General features: G+C 43.6%; 8 protein-coding genes. 7 read left to right on the forward strand and 1 reads right to left on the reverse strand.

What is annotated here, in order from left to right; genetic code table 11:
• Nucleotides 1-1,992: a glycoside hydrolase family 97 protein gene (locus J4N23_RS16790; RefSeq protein WP_207428937.1), complete on the forward strand. Its 1,992-nt coding sequence runs from the start codon at nucleotides 1-3 to the stop codon at nucleotides 1,990-1,992.
• Between the two features lie 471 nt (nucleotides 1,993-2,463).
• A complete protein-coding gene (locus tag J4N23_RS16795) occupies nucleotides 2,464-6,651 on the forward strand; it encodes a hybrid sensor histidine kinase/response regulator transcription factor (protein ID WP_207428938.1) in 4,188 nt (1,395 codons plus the stop codon).
• Nucleotides 6,652-6,893: 242 nt separating this feature from the next.
• Here the strand turns inward: J4N23_RS16795 and J4N23_RS16800 are convergent, their stop codons facing one another.
• Complete coding sequence (locus tag J4N23_RS16800; protein WP_207428939.1) at nucleotides 6,894-7,088, reverse strand: hypothetical protein; 195 nt, start codon at nucleotides 7,086-7,088, stop codon at nucleotides 6,894-6,896.
• 256 nt (nucleotides 7,089-7,344) lie between these two features.
• Here J4N23_RS16800 and J4N23_RS16805 point away from each other — a divergent pair, with 256 nt between their 5' ends.
• The 5 genes from J4N23_RS16805 (at nucleotide 7,345) to J4N23_RS16825 (ending at nucleotide 15,861) form a co-directional block, all read left to right on the forward strand.
• On the forward strand, nucleotides 7,345-10,515 hold the full coding sequence (locus J4N23_RS16805; RefSeq protein ID WP_242689266.1) for a TonB-dependent receptor: 3,171 nt from the start codon (nucleotides 7,345-7,347) through the stop codon (nucleotides 10,513-10,515).
• Nucleotides 10,516-10,535: 20 nt separating this feature from the next.
• Nucleotides 10,536-12,107, forward strand: coding sequence for a RagB/SusD family nutrient uptake outer membrane protein (locus J4N23_RS16810; RefSeq protein WP_207428940.1), 1,572 nt, complete (start codon nucleotides 10,536-10,538; stop codon nucleotides 12,105-12,107).
• A gap of 16 nt (nucleotides 12,108-12,123) precedes the next feature.
• Entirely contained in the window at nucleotides 12,124-13,155 is a 1,032-nt protein-coding gene (locus tag J4N23_RS16815; protein WP_207428941.1) for an IPT/TIG domain-containing protein, read from the forward strand.
• 191 nt (nucleotides 13,156-13,346) lie between these two features.
• Nucleotides 13,347-14,579 carry a glycoside hydrolase family 27 protein gene (locus J4N23_RS16820; protein WP_207428942.1) on the forward strand — a complete coding sequence of 411 codons (1,233 nt, stop codon included), beginning with the start codon at nucleotides 13,347-13,349 and terminating at the stop codon, nucleotides 14,577-14,579.
• Between the two features lie 46 nt (nucleotides 14,580-14,625).
• Nucleotides 14,626-15,861 (forward strand): glycoside hydrolase family 26 protein, encoded by a 1,236-nt coding sequence (locus J4N23_RS16825; RefSeq protein WP_207428943.1) that lies wholly within the window; start codon nucleotides 14,626-14,628, stop codon nucleotides 15,859-15,861.
• The last annotated feature ends 9 nt before the right edge of the window (nucleotides 15,862-15,870 follow it).

The following is a 15,870-nucleotide window of genomic DNA, read 5'->3' on the forward strand; positions in this document are numbered from 1 at the left end:
ATGAAGTCTAAATCTCTTTTTATAACATTTTCTCTGTTTCTGCTCGCTTTTACTTGCTCATTTGGAAAAGCTAAGGGGTATTTGGTGAAGTCGCCTGATAAGAGAATCGTAGTGAAATTAGCGCTAGAGGAAACAATGACATGGAGTATACACTCTGATGGAAAAGCGATTATTCTCCCATCAGCTATCCAATTGCGCCTCAGCAATGGTCAGATCATTGGACGGTATCCGAAGGTTTTAAAGGCAGCAGTGCAAAAAGTAGCCAGTTCCTTTGAGACGCCGGTCTATAAGAAAAAGAGTGTCCAGGACGTCTATAATCTTCTTACACTCGACTTTGACGGCGGATTTGGGTTGCAGGTAAGGGTTTATAACGACGGTGCGGCCTATCGGCTGGTAAGCAAAAATTTAACGGCATATAATGTTACTTCTGAAACGGCTGAATTTAATTTCGGGTCTGACCATAAGGTATTTATTCCTTATGTTAATGATCCACGCGTGAAGGGTGACAAGTATCTCCATTCTTTCGAGGCGTTATATACTCGACAGAAGCTTTCGGAGTTACACCGCGACTCTCTAGCTTTTCTTCCTTTGCTGGTCGATCTGGGAAATGACCTGAAAGCAGCGGTGCTTGATGTGAACTTAGAAAATTATCCGGGTATGCTTGTAGTAAAGGGGAGAGCTAATTCTTTAAGTGCCCGGTTTGCCGGATATCCGGAACAGGAGGAGCCTGGAGGATACAGGCTATTTAATTCCGTTCCCATAAGAAGAGCTAACTATATCGCCAAGGTGAATGGACCAGTGAAATTCCCCTGGCGGGCGGTAGTAATAACCAGAGCAGATAAAGATCTGCTAAATAATGATATGGTACAGAAGTTAGCAGAGCCCTCGCGGATTTCCGATCCTTCTTGGATTCGGCCGGGGAAAGTAGCATGGGAGTGGTGGAACGATTGGAATATTACCGGCGTTGACTTTCGGGCAGGTATAAATAATGCTACTTATAAATATTATATAGACTTTGCCGCAGCCAACAAATTGGAGTACGTTGTCTTGGATGAGGGTTGGAGTGATCCCACAGATCTTAACAAGCTAAATCCTGAGGTTTCTGTTTCCGAGTTAGTTGAATACGGGAGAAGCAAAGATGTTGGCTTAATTCTTTGGGCTTCCTGGCGAGCGTTGTGGAAAGACCTGGACAATGCTTTTGAAAAATACTCGAAGTTGGGGATAAAGGGTTTTAAGATAGATTTCCTCGATCGGGATGATCAGGTGATGACCAACTCTACTTATATCATCGCCCAAAAAGCAGCAGAGCATAAGCTGCTGATTGATTTACATGGCGTTTATAAACCTGATGGTCTTCAGCGAACCTACCCCAATGTGGTAAACTACGAAGGCGTGAAGGGCTTGGAAAATTCAAAATGGGCGCCCAATGACGATGTTCCTCTTTACGATGTGACTGTTTCTTTTATCCGAATGCTGGCAGGGCCGATGGATTATACGCCAGGAGCACTTCGCAATGTCACTAAGGGGAACTTCTATCCCTCCAATTCGAGACCCATGAGTCATGGTACCAGAGCACATCAGGTAGCTATGTACGTGGCATATGAAGCTCCGCTCCAGATGCTTGCAGATAGTCCTACTGAGTATATTAAAGAGCAGGAAACCTGCACATATATAAGTAGAATTCCTACTGTCTTTGACGAAACCGTACCACTCGCTGGAAAAGTCGGAGAGTTTGTTGCAGTCGCGAGGAGGAAAGGAGACATCTGGTACGTGGGTGCACTTACAAACTGGACTCCCCGCTATTTGGAACTTGATCTTTCCTTCCTTGGCAACGGGGTGCACAAAGCTGAAGTATTTGCAGACGGCATCAACGCAGACCGCAACGGCGAAGATTATATACTGAAGACCTCCACTATTTCAAAAGAGGCCAAAATGCGGATCCAACTTTCTCCCGGTGGAGGATGGACCGCAATCATTACCAAAGAACGCTAGTAAGGGCCACTTTTCTGAAATTCAACATTTTCCACCGAGACAGTTTTTTCGAGCTAGTCGGCCGTCCTTTTGGACGGCCCCCCAGTTCCATCAACACAATGTCCCTCCTCAATAATTGGTTATATAGCAAGGCAGGCCTCTCCCAAAGGTCCTGCTTTTTTTATAGGAAGCACAGGGCCTTGTCTACAACCCATCAGCTTAACATTTACCTGCATAGTTTTTATCAAAAGCGTCAGTAGTTTGACCTTAGTTTTGATGATGCATGAAGATAGACTTCCGTTCCTTTCAACTTTCCGGAGAGTGGGGAAGGTGTTGCGTTTGAAAATTTGATAAAGAAGGACAGCAAGGCTGTCCGTACATATTTTCTTTTTTGCAATGAAGACGATCGGTAACCGTTGGTGTATTATCGCGTATACCAATTATTGCTACAGGTGATGGAATCTGTCTTCGGAATAAAGTATAACCTGAATTATGTTTTCGAGATTTATCTTTTTTTTAGCGTGTATAGTTACACCTGCTCTTGTTCTGGCCCAGCAGGGCGGCTATCAGTTTTCTCATCTGACAGTTAGAGACGGACTTCCTCATAATCAGATTAATTGCATTTATAAGGACCAAAAAGGATTCATTTGGTTCGGTACTGTGGCTGGCTTAGCCCGTTTTGACGGTTTTTCATTCAAGCTTTATCAACATAAATCCTCTGATTCTACTACTGTTGGAGACAACGATATTCGGAGTATTAACGAGGGTCCAGGAGGAAAGATGTGGGTAGAGAGTAGAGTCGGCGTTCATGTTTATGACCCTAAAACGGATCGCTTTACCCCTCGGGTTGACCAGGAACTCCGAAAACTAAGCATTCCCGATAACACGATAAAGGTGGTAAGGAAAGATAAGTCAAATAACTTCTGGTTTATTTCCGGCAAGACCGGGCTATATCGCTTCGATCCTAGAAGGCAAACTACAAGCTACATCAAACATATTCTCCGGGACAGGACTACCATTTCTTCATCCCCAATTATTGATCTCAGATTTGGCCCCAACGATGAGCCCTGGCTAATACATGTTGATGGCTTATTGGAAAGGATAGATCGAAAAACGGAGCAGGCGGTACAACGGGTCCAGCTGGTAAGCAAGCAAATAAAAATCAAAAACGATACCTATAAGATCTTTATCGACAGTGAAGGGGACCTATGGGTGTACGACAGTATGTTTTCCCAGGGAGTGTTTTATGTCGATAAACTTTCAGGAACCGTCAAGACGATAAATAAAACTTCGTTTCCTTATCGTCTGAGCTCAAACATTGTCTCAGGTATTATCGAGGATGCAAATAAAAAGATTTGGATTGCCACAGACCATGGCGGCTTGAACATTATAGATAAGGCAAACCGAAAGGTCGGCTACATTTTTAACCAGGAGGACAACGAAAAAAGCATTAGTCAGAATAACTTGTCCTCTATTTATTACGACGACCTGGGTACACTATGGGTAGGTACGTATAAACGTGGAGTAAATTATTTCCATCCCGGAATTGTAAAGTTTGGACTGGTAAAACATTCCAGATCTCCTAATAGTTTAGTTTATAACGATATAAACGACTTTGTTGAGGATAGGGCTGGCAATCTCTGGATAGCTACAAATGGGAAAGGTTTGACCCATTATAATAGGAAGCTGCAGACATTTAAGACCTACCAGCATGTACCATCAGATCCCAATAGTTTGGCACATGATGCTGTCGTGTGTACGTATTTTGATAAAGCCGGGAAGCTATGGGTTGGAACTTACTCGGGCGGTCTTGATTATTTCGACGGAACGAAATTTCATCACTTCAAGCACAACCCGACGGATGCTACAAGTATAAGCGACAACAGGATTTCGGCAATTTTAGAAGATTCTTCAGGTCGCTTTTGGATTACTACGATGGGTGGGGGCTTAAATCTCTTTGACAAGGACACTAAGCGCTTTAAGGCCTTCAACGTACAAGGGGGACACCTCAATTCAAACTATATTTTTTGTATCCTCGAAGATTCGCGAAGAAATATATGGATTGGTACCGGCTATGGACTGAGTGTTCTGCCCTATAATTCGGGCAAGTTTTTTCACGTTGTCAACCGTGGGGAAAACGGGAATAGCTTAGTTCACAATTCCATCAATTGTCTTCGCGAAGATAGCAAAGGGAATATTTGGATAGGAACGAGAGAGGGTTTGAGTATTTATAATCCCCGAGCGAAGAAGTTTGCTAATTATTCTGTGGCGGACGGTCTCCCAGATAATAATATTCAGGAGTTGGAAAGTGATAAGGGAGGGAATTTTTGGATTAGCACGTCTAATGGCTTATCAAAGGCATCCGTACAATACGGGCGCGAATTCGCGCTGAAGTTTACCAATTTTGATGAAAGTGACGGACTTCAGGGAAAGGAATTTAATAGAGCTGCTTCCCTTAAACTAAAGTCCGGTGAGCTCGTTTTTGGAGGCGCCGACGGCTTTAACATCTTTGATCCGGCTAAAATCAAGATCAATAAAAACAGAAGTCCCTTATTCATAACCGACCTGCAATTGTTTAACAAGTCAGTTAAGGTTGGGGAAGTTATTGATGGTGACGTAGTTCTTGACCAATCGATATTGGACACTAAAGAGCTGATTTTAAAAAGTCATCAGAACGTTTTCACGATAGCCTTCGCTGCCTTAAACTACCTGGAGCCGCACAAAGTAAAACATCAATATATGATGGAGGGTTTTGACCGGACCTGGACTACTGCTGAAACCGGTGTACGGAAAGCAACATATACCAATCTCGACGCGGGCGATTATACCTTTAAAGTAAGAGTGTCATCTCCAGATGGAGGCTGGACAGAGGATCCGCTTGAACTCCGGGTGCGTGTACTTCCTCCTTTCTACAAATCGTCATGGGCCTACACGCTATATGCGCTCGCTTTTTTTGGTTGCTTATATCTTATTAGACAAAGGGGTATAAGGAAGTTGAAGAGCGAATTTGCAGCAGAGCAGGATCGTTTAGAAATGCAAAGGGTGATCGATCAGGAGAAGGCGGAAGCAAAACGACTGATTGAACAGGAACGTCTCGAAGCGATGAGATACAGAGAACTGGATGCCTTGAAGATTAAGTTTTTAACAAATATCAGTCATGAGTTTCGGACCCCGCTATCGCTCATACTAGCTCCTATTGAAAAGCTGCTAAAACAGAATCAGGAAAATCCTAAAACCCTCGATCAAATTGCTGTGATTAAGCGAAATGCAAGGCGACTGCTGCATTTGGTCAACCAGTTGTTGGATTTCCGGAAAATGGAACTTAAGGAACTCAAGCTCCAGAAACGCTCGGGCGACATTGTAAAGTTTGTAAAGGAAATTGCTTTTTCCTTTAAAGACATAGCGGAACAGAAAAAAATCCAGCTCACCTTCAACTCTGCTTTTGATGAACTGGTCATCTCGTTTGACCAGGATAAAGTGGAGCGTATCCTATTTAACTTACTCTCCAATGCTTTCAAATTTACTCTTGAAGGCGGCAGGGTAAGTGTCACAGTAGATATTACAACGGACAAACAGCTGGAAATAAAAGTTCGGGATACGGGAATTGGAATCGAAAGGGACAAGCAAGCGAAGATTTTCGAAAGCTTTTTCCAGAACGAAATACCTGACGCCATCATAAACCAGGGAAGTGGAATAGGTTTATCAATAGCCAAAGAGTTCGCACGATTGCATGGTGGCGATATTCTTCTAGAAAGTGAGGTAAACCTTGGTAGTTGCTTTACACTACTTTTACCATCAGCCAGTCCTACAATCGACGCTAAAACTGAGGAACCCCTGGAAGAAATAATAGTAGGAGACAGCGAAGCCGTTGAGCTGGTAAAACCTGAAGATTCTCCGGTCTCCACTAAAAAACTTACTGTACTTATAGTCGAAGATGATGCGGATTTTAGGTTTTATTTAAAAGACAACCTGAAGGAAGATTTTAATGTGATCGAGGCCGGCAATGGCAAGGAGGGCTGGCAGAAGGCCTTATTTTATCATCCCAGCATAGTGGTAACGGATATATCAATGCCAGAAATGAATGGGATTGAACTTTGTAAAAAGATAAAGAACGACAACCGGACACTACATATTCCGGTGGTCTTACTTACCGCTAATACTGGCGAACAGAGCCACCTGGAAGGACTAGGCTCGGGAGCGAATGATTATATGACGAAGCCCTTCAGTTTTGAAATCCTGCAGACCAAATTGCGTAACCTTCTCAAGCAGCAGGAATCGTTTCGGAAGACTTACCAGCGACAGGTGGAGGTAAAACCTGCAGATGTGGAAATCGAATCGGCAGATGAGAAGTTTTTGCAGGAGGCCATTAAGATTATAGAAAAGAATATCTCGAATACCAACTTCTCGATAGATGAATTAAGTGTTCTTTTATATGTAAGCAGAGTAACGCTTTATAAAAGAATATTTAATCTTACAGGAAAGACGCCGCTTGAGTTTTTAAAATCTTACCGAATGAAACGAGCCGTTCAGCTACTCGAGAGAGGCGATTTCACTATCTCACAAGTTTCGTATAAAGTAGGATTTAAAACTGCGAGGAACTTTGTGAAGTCTTTTAAAACGGAGTTTGGGGTTGTACCATCGAAGTACCTGCAAAGTAAGGATGTGAGTGCTAGTGAGTGATCCTAAAAATAGCGGATGTTACATTTCACAGGCCTAAAAGCTGCTGCGAGGTAGTCGAACGACACTTCGCCTTTTTTAGGGTAATGGAAGTGCCTTGTTCAATGACAATGCTGCTCCGAGGGCCTGGGGATGGAGAAATTAACTCGTAACTTTCATCCAGCCCATGGATTTGGAGGCGAGTGAATTCACGTTCATAGAACTGTTTTTTGTCCTCTCAGTACCTCACAAGCCTACCTTTAATGCTATTGGCGCTGCAGTTCCTGCTTTCCAGCAAAAGCATCGAAAAGGATAACCGATTTGTGAAATTCATAATTCGTCTTGGCTATACCACCGCCCGCTCGGGCACTAAAAAACACTTCAAACTTTTCAGTTAAAATACTATAAAACGGCACCTTATTGACTGCTTTGATTCCTGTTTTTAGTGTTAATTTCCTCATTATTAGCGACTTTCTGTTGGTTAACATTTGGGTGCCTATTTCTTTTAAAAAGCAGCAATTCGCCTCATCTACTTTTACTTCACGACCAATTACTAGCCGAAGTTATCAGGTTACACTGTACATCTCGATAGTAAGCGACTAAGCCAAGTCATCTGGAAATTTAATAACTAATTAACTAAACAAATGAAAGTATGAGGTAAACAGTTACAATGATCAATCAAACCAATTATGAAAAAATCGAAAAATGCTAATCAAAATGAAAAAAGATAATTATAAGAAGTTTATACCATTCCTATGCCTGCTGGTGACCATGCTGTCAGTCCTCAGTGCATATTCTCAAACTAATCGGGTTGTCACTGGTCGGGTTACTGACGAAAATGGAGAATCTCTTCCAGGCGTAACAGTTAACGTCAAGGGAACTAAAGTTGGAACGGTAACAGATATAAATGGTAAGTTTACCCTTACTCCTCCAGCAGGAAGTAAAACCTTAGTTGTTTCCTTCTTAGGGATGAATACAAAGGAAGTCGCAATTACTTCCGGTTCCGAATACACCATTCAGCTTACCAGTAATACAACTTCTCTGGACGAGGTAGTAGTTATTGGTTATGGGGCAGCAAGAAGAGCTGAAATAACTTCCTCGATTGCTTCGGTGTCTGAAAAGGACATTAAAAATACTCCTGTGGCAGGTATAGATCAGGCCATCCAGGGGAAAATTTCAGGAGTAACTATTAACACGAACGGCGGTCAACCTGGCGGCGGTGTTTCCGTCCGGGTAAGGGGAGTGACTTCAGTAAATGGCAACGAACCCTTATATGTAATTGACGGTGTTCCGATTGGTGGAGCTCCTGGTACCAATTACAATGAGGGAGGTGCTGGAGCCGCTCAGACAACTCAAAGCCCACTTGCGAATATCAATCCCGCCGACATCGCTTCTATTGATATTCTGAAAGATGCGTCGGCCCAAGCCATTTATGGATCACGTGCAGCCAATGGAGTAGTGATCGTTACAACAAAAAAGGGAAGAGTTGGGGAATCGAAAATATCATACGACGTCTTTACTGGTGTTTCTCAGGTTCAAAGGCAGTTGGACATGATGAATTTAAGACAGTTTGCCCAATATGAAAATGAGGTACTTGAAGAGATTGCAACGGTTAACGAAAATCCCTATGTGCCTATTCCTGAGTACCGGGAGCCAGGCGTGTTGGGAGAGGGAACGAATTGGCAGGAGGCCTTATTTCAAAGAGGGACTACCCAACAGCATCAGGTAGCTTTTTCAGGAGGAGCCAATAAAACGACCTATTATACCTCCGCAAATTATTTTAATCAGTCAGGCGTTGTCATTGGTTCGGGTATAAAACGATATGCTGTCCGGGTTAACTTAGACCAGCAAGTGAAAGACTGGTTCAAGGTAGGGCTAAATTCAACATTTACTCGTTCGAACCAACAAGTATCATTAACCAACGGATCAGCTACCCCAATCAGCGTTGCAGTTTCCAACAGCCCGGCGGCCCCAATATTTGTGAACGGCCAATTTGCCCCCGCAGTTCAAATCGGTGGTTATAATTTCGGAAATAATCGGAATCCCATCGCCCTGGCATCCCTGAGAGATATTCGTAACATTCAGGCTAAGGCACTCGCCAGTCTCTACGGCGAAGTACAGTTCAATAAGAACTTTTCATTCAGGTCTCAGGTGGGGATCGATTACTCTGTGAACGAAAGCAACTTCTTCGAACCTGAGCTAACATATGGCAGCACGGCTATAATTCCCGTAAGCAGGATTAATATGTCCAGAGGGATTGCTTCATTCTGGAGCATAACTAACTATGTGAGCTATAATCAAACCTTCAACAAGCACAACGTTTCAGCACAACTAGGACAAGAGGCCTGGGAGTCAAAATGGGATGGACTAAGCGCTGGAAGAAGAGACTTAAATTTAAATTTCCAGTCTATTGGTGCAGGCTCAACTGTAGGACAAGAAACTGGTGGTAGTTTAAGTGAGCAGGCCATGGCTTCTTACTTTGGTCGGGCAGGTTATACATATGACAATAAATACTCTCTTAACGTATCTCTTAGAAGAGACGGGACGTCCTACTTCGGTCCCGATAATAAGTACGGTTACTTCCCGGCGGTGTCTGTAGGCTGGACTGTGACGAACGAGAAATTCGCCGACAATCTAAACGTCCTGAACTATTTGAAGCTTAGATTGGGTGCAGGTGCTGTTGGCAGGGGAGTTACAAACTATTCAAATGCATATACTGCAGGACTCAGACAGCAAACAGGAGCATTTGGCGCAGGAAGTTGGCCAAGTAACGTTCCTAACCCAGCCTTGAAGTGGGAGTCAGTTAATACCTACAACGCTGCTGTTGATGCCACATTGTTCAATAAGAAGTTGGAGTTGACAGTGGATGTTTATCGGAAGTTGACCACCGATATGCTTTTACCCTCCAGTTTACCAGCATATACCGGTATTGGAACAGCCTGGGATGATATTCAGTCGCCAATTACAAACGCTGGTAAGATGGAGAACACAGGTATAGACGTTTCAGCAACCAGCTATAATATCCAAAAAAGCGCTTTCACATGGAGGACCTCTTTCAATATTACTCATTACAAGAACGTTTTGAAGGAGCTAAACGCGGGCACCAGCGCCATTACTATTGCCGCTACAGATGCGCTAAACGCTGACCGGATTGTTACAAGAACGGTGGTTGGACAGCCAGTTGGGCAGTTCTACGGATACATTGCCGATGGACTATATCGGTCAGAAGAGGATATAGATAATAGCGCCAAAAATCCGCTTATCACAAAGGGTCCTAAGGGTATTTGGATAGGTGATGTAAAGTATAGGGATATCAGTGGTCCGGAAGGAAGTCCCGACGGTAAAATCGATTCTTATGATGTAACCGCTATCGGAAACCCCAATCCTAAATTCACATTCGGATTAACGAATAACTTTACCTTTAAAAACTTCGATCTGTCATTCTTCCTTCAGGGAAGTTATGGAGCCGATATTCTCAACTTCACCCGCTTGCTGACTGAAGGTTCTTACAATGTGTATCACAACCAGTCAGTAGACGTTTTCAACAATCGTTATTCTCCCTCTAATCCTGCAGGTACGCTTCCAAGGTACAACCAATGGCACGGAGATAACGTCGCTCTTTCTTCACGGTTCGTGGAGGACGGGTCCTATTTAAGGATTCAAAATGTGACGCTTGGTTACAACCTTCCAAAAAGTCTAATAAGCAAAGCTAAGATTTCAAATGCACGGGTTTTTGTCCTGGGCCAAAACCTGTACACTTTCACCAAATACACCGGTTTAGATCCAGAGTTGGGTTCTTATAATAATAATGCCCTGATGTCTAATGTGGATAATGGTAACTACCCAAATCCTCGGACTTTCACAATTGGCGCTAACATCATATTCTAACCAATTTAACAAAATCAAAAATGAAACATAAGTTATTTGCCCTTCTTACCGCAGCAACCTTTATGGTTTCTTGCAGTAAAGATTTTTTAGAAAGACCTGATCCGAATGCTCCAACTTTAGAAACCTATTATACTAACGCGGCACAAGTTGACGCAGCTACTGGATTACTATACGGAGCAGCCTGGCAGCCTTTTATGGATAGAGCATGGCTAAGTATTGGGGATATAATGGGTGGCACGGGGATCACCTCCGGCCCCGGGGATTACGCTCCTTATATGAATTTCACCGTCTCGGAAACCGATGCACAAGTGATGCGGGCATGGCGTTCGTTCTACAAAGTAGCAGGTGTGTCGACCATATTGATTAATGCTTTTGAAGACAGAAAGGCGGATCTGGGGGACCAGGACTTCTTGAACAAGGGAATAGCCGAGGCAAAGTTTATGCGGGCGGTCGCATATTTCTATCTCACCCGCGTGTTTAAAGACGTGCCGATCGTTACAGATCCTGTCGCCCTGGCAGCCGGTTCAAGCTTCAATGTTCCTCGTTATAAGCAAGCGGATGTACTAAAGTTCATTATAGAGGATTTAAAAGCAGCTGAGAACGGACTTCCACTAACTACTCCGGTTCCCAGACTTCGCGTCAATGCGTACTCAGCAAAAGGAATGATGTCGAAAGTATACCTCTACATGAAAGATTACGCAAATGCGAAGACGAAGGCTTGGGAGGTGATCAGCTCCGGGCAATACGACCTGTATCCGGACTATTACCAGATGTTTTCCACTGCAGCGGCAAACGGAAATATTGAGTCTCTTTTTGCTTTTCAGTGGATCGAAAATGGAGATTGGTCGTCTGCAAATCACGTACAAACGAATGTTGGTCCCGGAGCGCTGCTTGATCCCATTGGGGCCGGAGGGTATTCCTCTGTCGTGCCTTCAATCAATTTACTTACTGCATTTGAACCAGGCGATTTAAGAAGGAAGAGCATTATGGAGCACGGCTTCCATCGGGCTGACTGGAAAAATAAAAATTTTCCGAACGGTTTCACTTACGATACATTAACTACTGATAATCCAAAAAGAAGCTACACAGCTACCCGTACAAATACAGCTAAATACGTTGTTGGACCTGGAGACGCTGTAACGAAGGTCATAGGTGTCAGCAATAATATGTTCACATATGTATTAAGATACGCTGATATCCTATTGATTTATGCAGAGGCGGTTCTCGCTGATAATGCTTCTACCTCGGACGCGACAGCTCTGGCTGCTTTCAATAAGGTTCGGAGAAGAGCGGGATTCACCAACGACAAAACCTCGATTACAAAGGACATGATCCTGCATGAGCGGATGATCGAATTTAACTTCGAGGGGGAGTTCTGGTTCGATGTTCAGCGCCAGGGTTTTGCTAAAGCAAAAGAAATTTTGGAAAAGCAGGAGCGCGGTGAATATACAACGAGCAACGGAGTAAGGACGATTAACCATGCTGACGTAAAAGGCTACTTCACATCAGAGAGTCAGTTGTTTCTGCCGGTTCCAGCAGCAGAGGTTCTATTGAACCCTCTACTATCACAACCAGCTGTAAACTATTATTAACCTAAAAAAAATAGAGATGAACTTCTTAAAATATATTCGGACCAAACACATAGTGGCAATAGCAGCTATCAGTCTTGTTTTTACCGCTTGCAAAAAGGATCCTAACGGGATGAACGAAGCGGAGCCCGGCGACCTTAATGTGAGTCAAATAGATCCCGGAGAAGGTTCGGGCGGTGACGTTCTAATCGTAAAAGGTTCTGGATTAGGCGGCATTCAAAGCGTCGTATTCGAAAAAGACAGTGTTCCGGCTGGCTTTAATCCTGTTTTCAACAATGAGAATGCCCTTGTATTCCGGATTCCTGATACAGCAGGGGGCGGCCCTCAAAATATTATATTTACCAATAGGGCAGGCAAAGTTGTCAAAGTTCCTTTCAAAGTTATTGCGTTGCCAACTGTCAGTCAGGTTTCAGCGATAGAGGTAGACGCAGGCACGCGGGTAACACTAACAGGAATTAACCTTGAAGATGTAAGTCAGGTGCAAATCGATGGTACAACGGATGCCGCTACAATTGTATCAAAATCAAAGAAAGAGCTGGTACTCGAAATGCCCGCAAGCACTAAAAGCAGAGCGAAGCTTTCAATCACAAACTCGTCGGGAACGCGAGTGACTGAGCAGGAGTTCGTTTACCTTCCAAATGCATATCCAATTTTTACAGAGTCTCAGCCTGCCAATGTTGATTATTGGGGTTGGAGCATAGGATATAGTACTTCGAACGCTTTTTCCATAAGCGGATCAAATTCTTTAAAAGCAGAATATACCGGTTCCTGGGGTGGATTACAGCTGCATATGAAGAATGCGGTTAGTCTTGCTCCTTACAAGTATGTTACCTTCTGGATCAAGGGAGCAGAGGTTGATAAGGTAATAAGCTTCAATTTCAATTGGGCAAATACACAGGCAATTAACGTCCCTGCTAATAAATGGACCTATTTCAAGTTCGACCTCGATTTATTCAAGGGGGCAGGGGTTTCCAATCTAGATGATTTTATTATGCAGGTTAACGGTGATCCTGCTACTTTTTACCTCGATAATGTCCTCCTGGTAAAATAATCTAAATCGTCCGGTTCTGTCTGGACCGGACGATTATTCCGCTCTACAATCTGCCGATAAAAGTATGATTTAAGTATCTGATCATTAGTAACGCAGTTGACAAGATGGATCAGGCAGCTGGATAGAAGAAACGACAAGTATGCAGCTTTTGCAAATGAAATAAAACGAGAAATGTACAAGAACAGACAGTAATGAAAAAAATTTTAAACACACTCTTAGCTATCCTCTTTTCCGTAACGGTTTCGGCGCAGGGGAATAATTATGTTCAGAATTATACAAAGTTTGAAGGGCTGGCCCTAACGCCGCCAATGGGTTGGAACAGCTGGAATAAGTTCGGCTGTAATGTGGATGAGAAGATGATCCGTGAAATTGCAGATGCAATGGTGTCGTCGGGAATGAAAGATGCCGGATATACTTATGTAAATATCGATGACTGCTGGCATGGCGACCGCGACAGCCTCGGCTTTATTCATCCTGATCCGCAACGCTTCCCTTCGGGGATGAAAGCACTTGCAGACTACGTGCATTCGAAAGGTTTGAAGTTAGGTATCTATTCTGATGCTGGTTCTCAAACCTGTGGCGGAAGACCAGGTAGCAGGGGTTATGAGTTTCAGGATGCGCAGACTTATGCAAGCTGGGGTATTGACTATTTGAAGTATGATTGGTGCAATACAGAGGGCCTTAAGGCCGAAGGAGCTTATAAGACTATGGCAGCAGCGTTACGGAAGGCTGGTCGTCCGATAGTGCTGAGTATTTGTGAGTGGGGTGATGATAAACCCTGGGAGTGGGGCAAAACAGTAGGTCATTTGTGGAGAACGACCGGTGATATTTACAACTGTTTTGATTGTGTAGAAGATCACGGCACCTGGAAGTCATGGGGAGTAATGCAAATCTTAGATAAACAGGAAGGTCTGCGTGAGTTTGCAGGACCAGGCCACTGGAATGATCCTGATATGCTGGAAGTTGGAAACGGAATGCCGGTTCATCAGGAGCGCGCCCATTTCTCTATGTGGGCTATGCTTGCTGCTCCTCTCATTGCAGGGAACGATTTAAGATCTATGTCTGCGCAAACAAAAGATGTTCTGACAAACCGGGAAGTGATTGCAATCGATCAGGACGAACTTGGAATACAAGGTTTTAAATCAAGCTCTCTGGATAGTGTTGAAACCTGGTATAAACCTCTGAAGAATGGTGACTGGGCGATCTGCTTCCTGAATAGATCAAAATCGCCAAAGCCTTTACAACTCAAGTGGGCTGACCATTCTGTAGAGGACTCTTTTGCCAAACGGGAGTTAAACACCAAAAAGGATACCTATAGAATAAGAAACCTATGGACTAAGAAAGACATGGGCACTACTAAGGGAATATTGAAAGCAAGTATTCCGGGGCAAGATGTTTTGATGTTAAGATTGATAAAACGATAATGCTGCGCGTACTCACGGGCGGTTTAATTATAAAGACAGGGGCTAGATGATGTATTTAAATAGATTAAGATTTATCCGAAACGCTGCACTTATTTCGCTGCTGTTTTTTATTGGATGTAAAAAGAAAGAAGGAGTAGATACAGTACAAAAGCCTCCAGTGGAGGAAGAAGTTGTGCCGGCTCTTTCCACCATCAAGTCAGGCTTGGTAGACAAGAGCGCGACCGATGAAACTGCATGGCTTTTTTATAACATGCAAACGGTAGCCAGGAAACACACTCTTTTTGGACACCAGGATGCCACCAAAAGGGGGGTTATTAATTCTTCAACTTCGTGGGCAAACGAACAGCACCTTCCGGCAGTTTCGAAAGAAAAGTCGGATGTGAAGGAGGTTACGGGTTCATATCCGGTAGTTTACGGTCATGATTTCAACTACATCGCCGGCTGGGCAGAAGGTGGTTGGTTTGATTACGAGAGGCAAATTGCAAAAGAACTAACTATCGAAGCTTACAATAGGGGAGGGATTAACACCTACTCCTGGCACTATAGTAATCCTGTTTCAAAAGGTAGCTTTAATTGGAATGAGTCGCCTGTTGAAGCGGTAAGCAGAATTCTTCCAGGGGGATCACACCATGAAGTATTCAAAGGTTCCCTACAACAAGTTGCGAATTATGCGAAATCACTTATTGCAGCGGATGGAAAGCTAGTTCCTGTAATATTCAGACCATTTCATGAGATGGACGGTGGTTGGTTTTGGTGGGGGAAAGGCCATTGTACTCCGGCTCAGTATAAGGAACTATTTCAGTTTACTGTTACTTACCTAAGAGATGAGTTGGGGGTTCGCAATTTCCTTTATTGCTGGTCTCCGGGAGGAGATTATACGACCCTGACGCAATACCTGGAGTTTTATCCTGGGGATAGTTTTGTAGATATATTGGGCACAGATAATTATGGCCTAAATGCAAATGTATCTAATACAACAATCTCAAATAAGCTGAAAATCGTTTCCGACTACGCCAAGCAAAAGAGTAAAATCGCTGCCTTTACTGAAACCGGACAGCAGAACCTGACGAACAATAAATGGTACACGGAGAAGTTACTTGCAAGTATGGAAGCGCAAAAAATAGAAATGGCATACGTGCTTGTGTGGGCTAATACAACTTCCTCCTATTGGACCCCCTACAAGAACCACTCGGCAGAAGCAGATTTTCTCCAATTTAAGAGTAGTTCCTACGTGATGTTTGCAAATGAATTGAAGCGGCCCATGTACAAGCATCCGCAATAGATGAGCAAG

The sequence above is a fragment of the Pedobacter sp. SYSU D00535 genome (assembly GCF_017355855.1).
Classification (GTDB): Bacteria; Bacteroidota; Bacteroidia; order Sphingobacteriales; family Sphingobacteriaceae; genus Desertivirga.

What these genes read in the sequence shown, in the direction of transcription:
- J4N23_RS16790 (WP_207428937.1), top strand. Translation starts at nt 1, where the DNA reads ATGAAGTCTAAATCTCTTTTTATAACATTTTCTCTGTTTCTGCTCGCT.
- J4N23_RS16795 (WP_207428938.1), top strand. Translation starts at nt 2,464, where the DNA reads ATGTTTTCGAGATTTATCTTTTTTTTAGCGTGTATAGTTACACCTGCT.
- J4N23_RS16800 (WP_207428939.1), bottom strand. Translation starts at nt 7,088, where the DNA reads ATGAGGAAATTAACACTAAAAACAGGAATCAAAGCAGTCAATAAGGTG.
- J4N23_RS16805 (WP_242689266.1), top strand. Translation starts at nt 7,345, where the DNA reads ATGAAAAAAGATAATTATAAGAAGTTTATACCATTCCTATGCCTGCTG.
- J4N23_RS16810 (WP_207428940.1), top strand. Translation starts at nt 10,536, where the DNA reads ATGAAACATAAGTTATTTGCCCTTCTTACCGCAGCAACCTTTATGGTT.
- J4N23_RS16815 (WP_207428941.1), top strand. Translation starts at nt 12,124, where the DNA reads ATGAACTTCTTAAAATATATTCGGACCAAACACATAGTGGCAATAGCA.
- J4N23_RS16820 (WP_207428942.1), top strand. Translation starts at nt 13,347, where the DNA reads ATGAAAAAAATTTTAAACACACTCTTAGCTATCCTCTTTTCCGTAACG.
- J4N23_RS16825 (WP_207428943.1), top strand. Translation starts at nt 14,626, where the DNA reads ATGATGTATTTAAATAGATTAAGATTTATCCGAAACGCTGCACTTATT.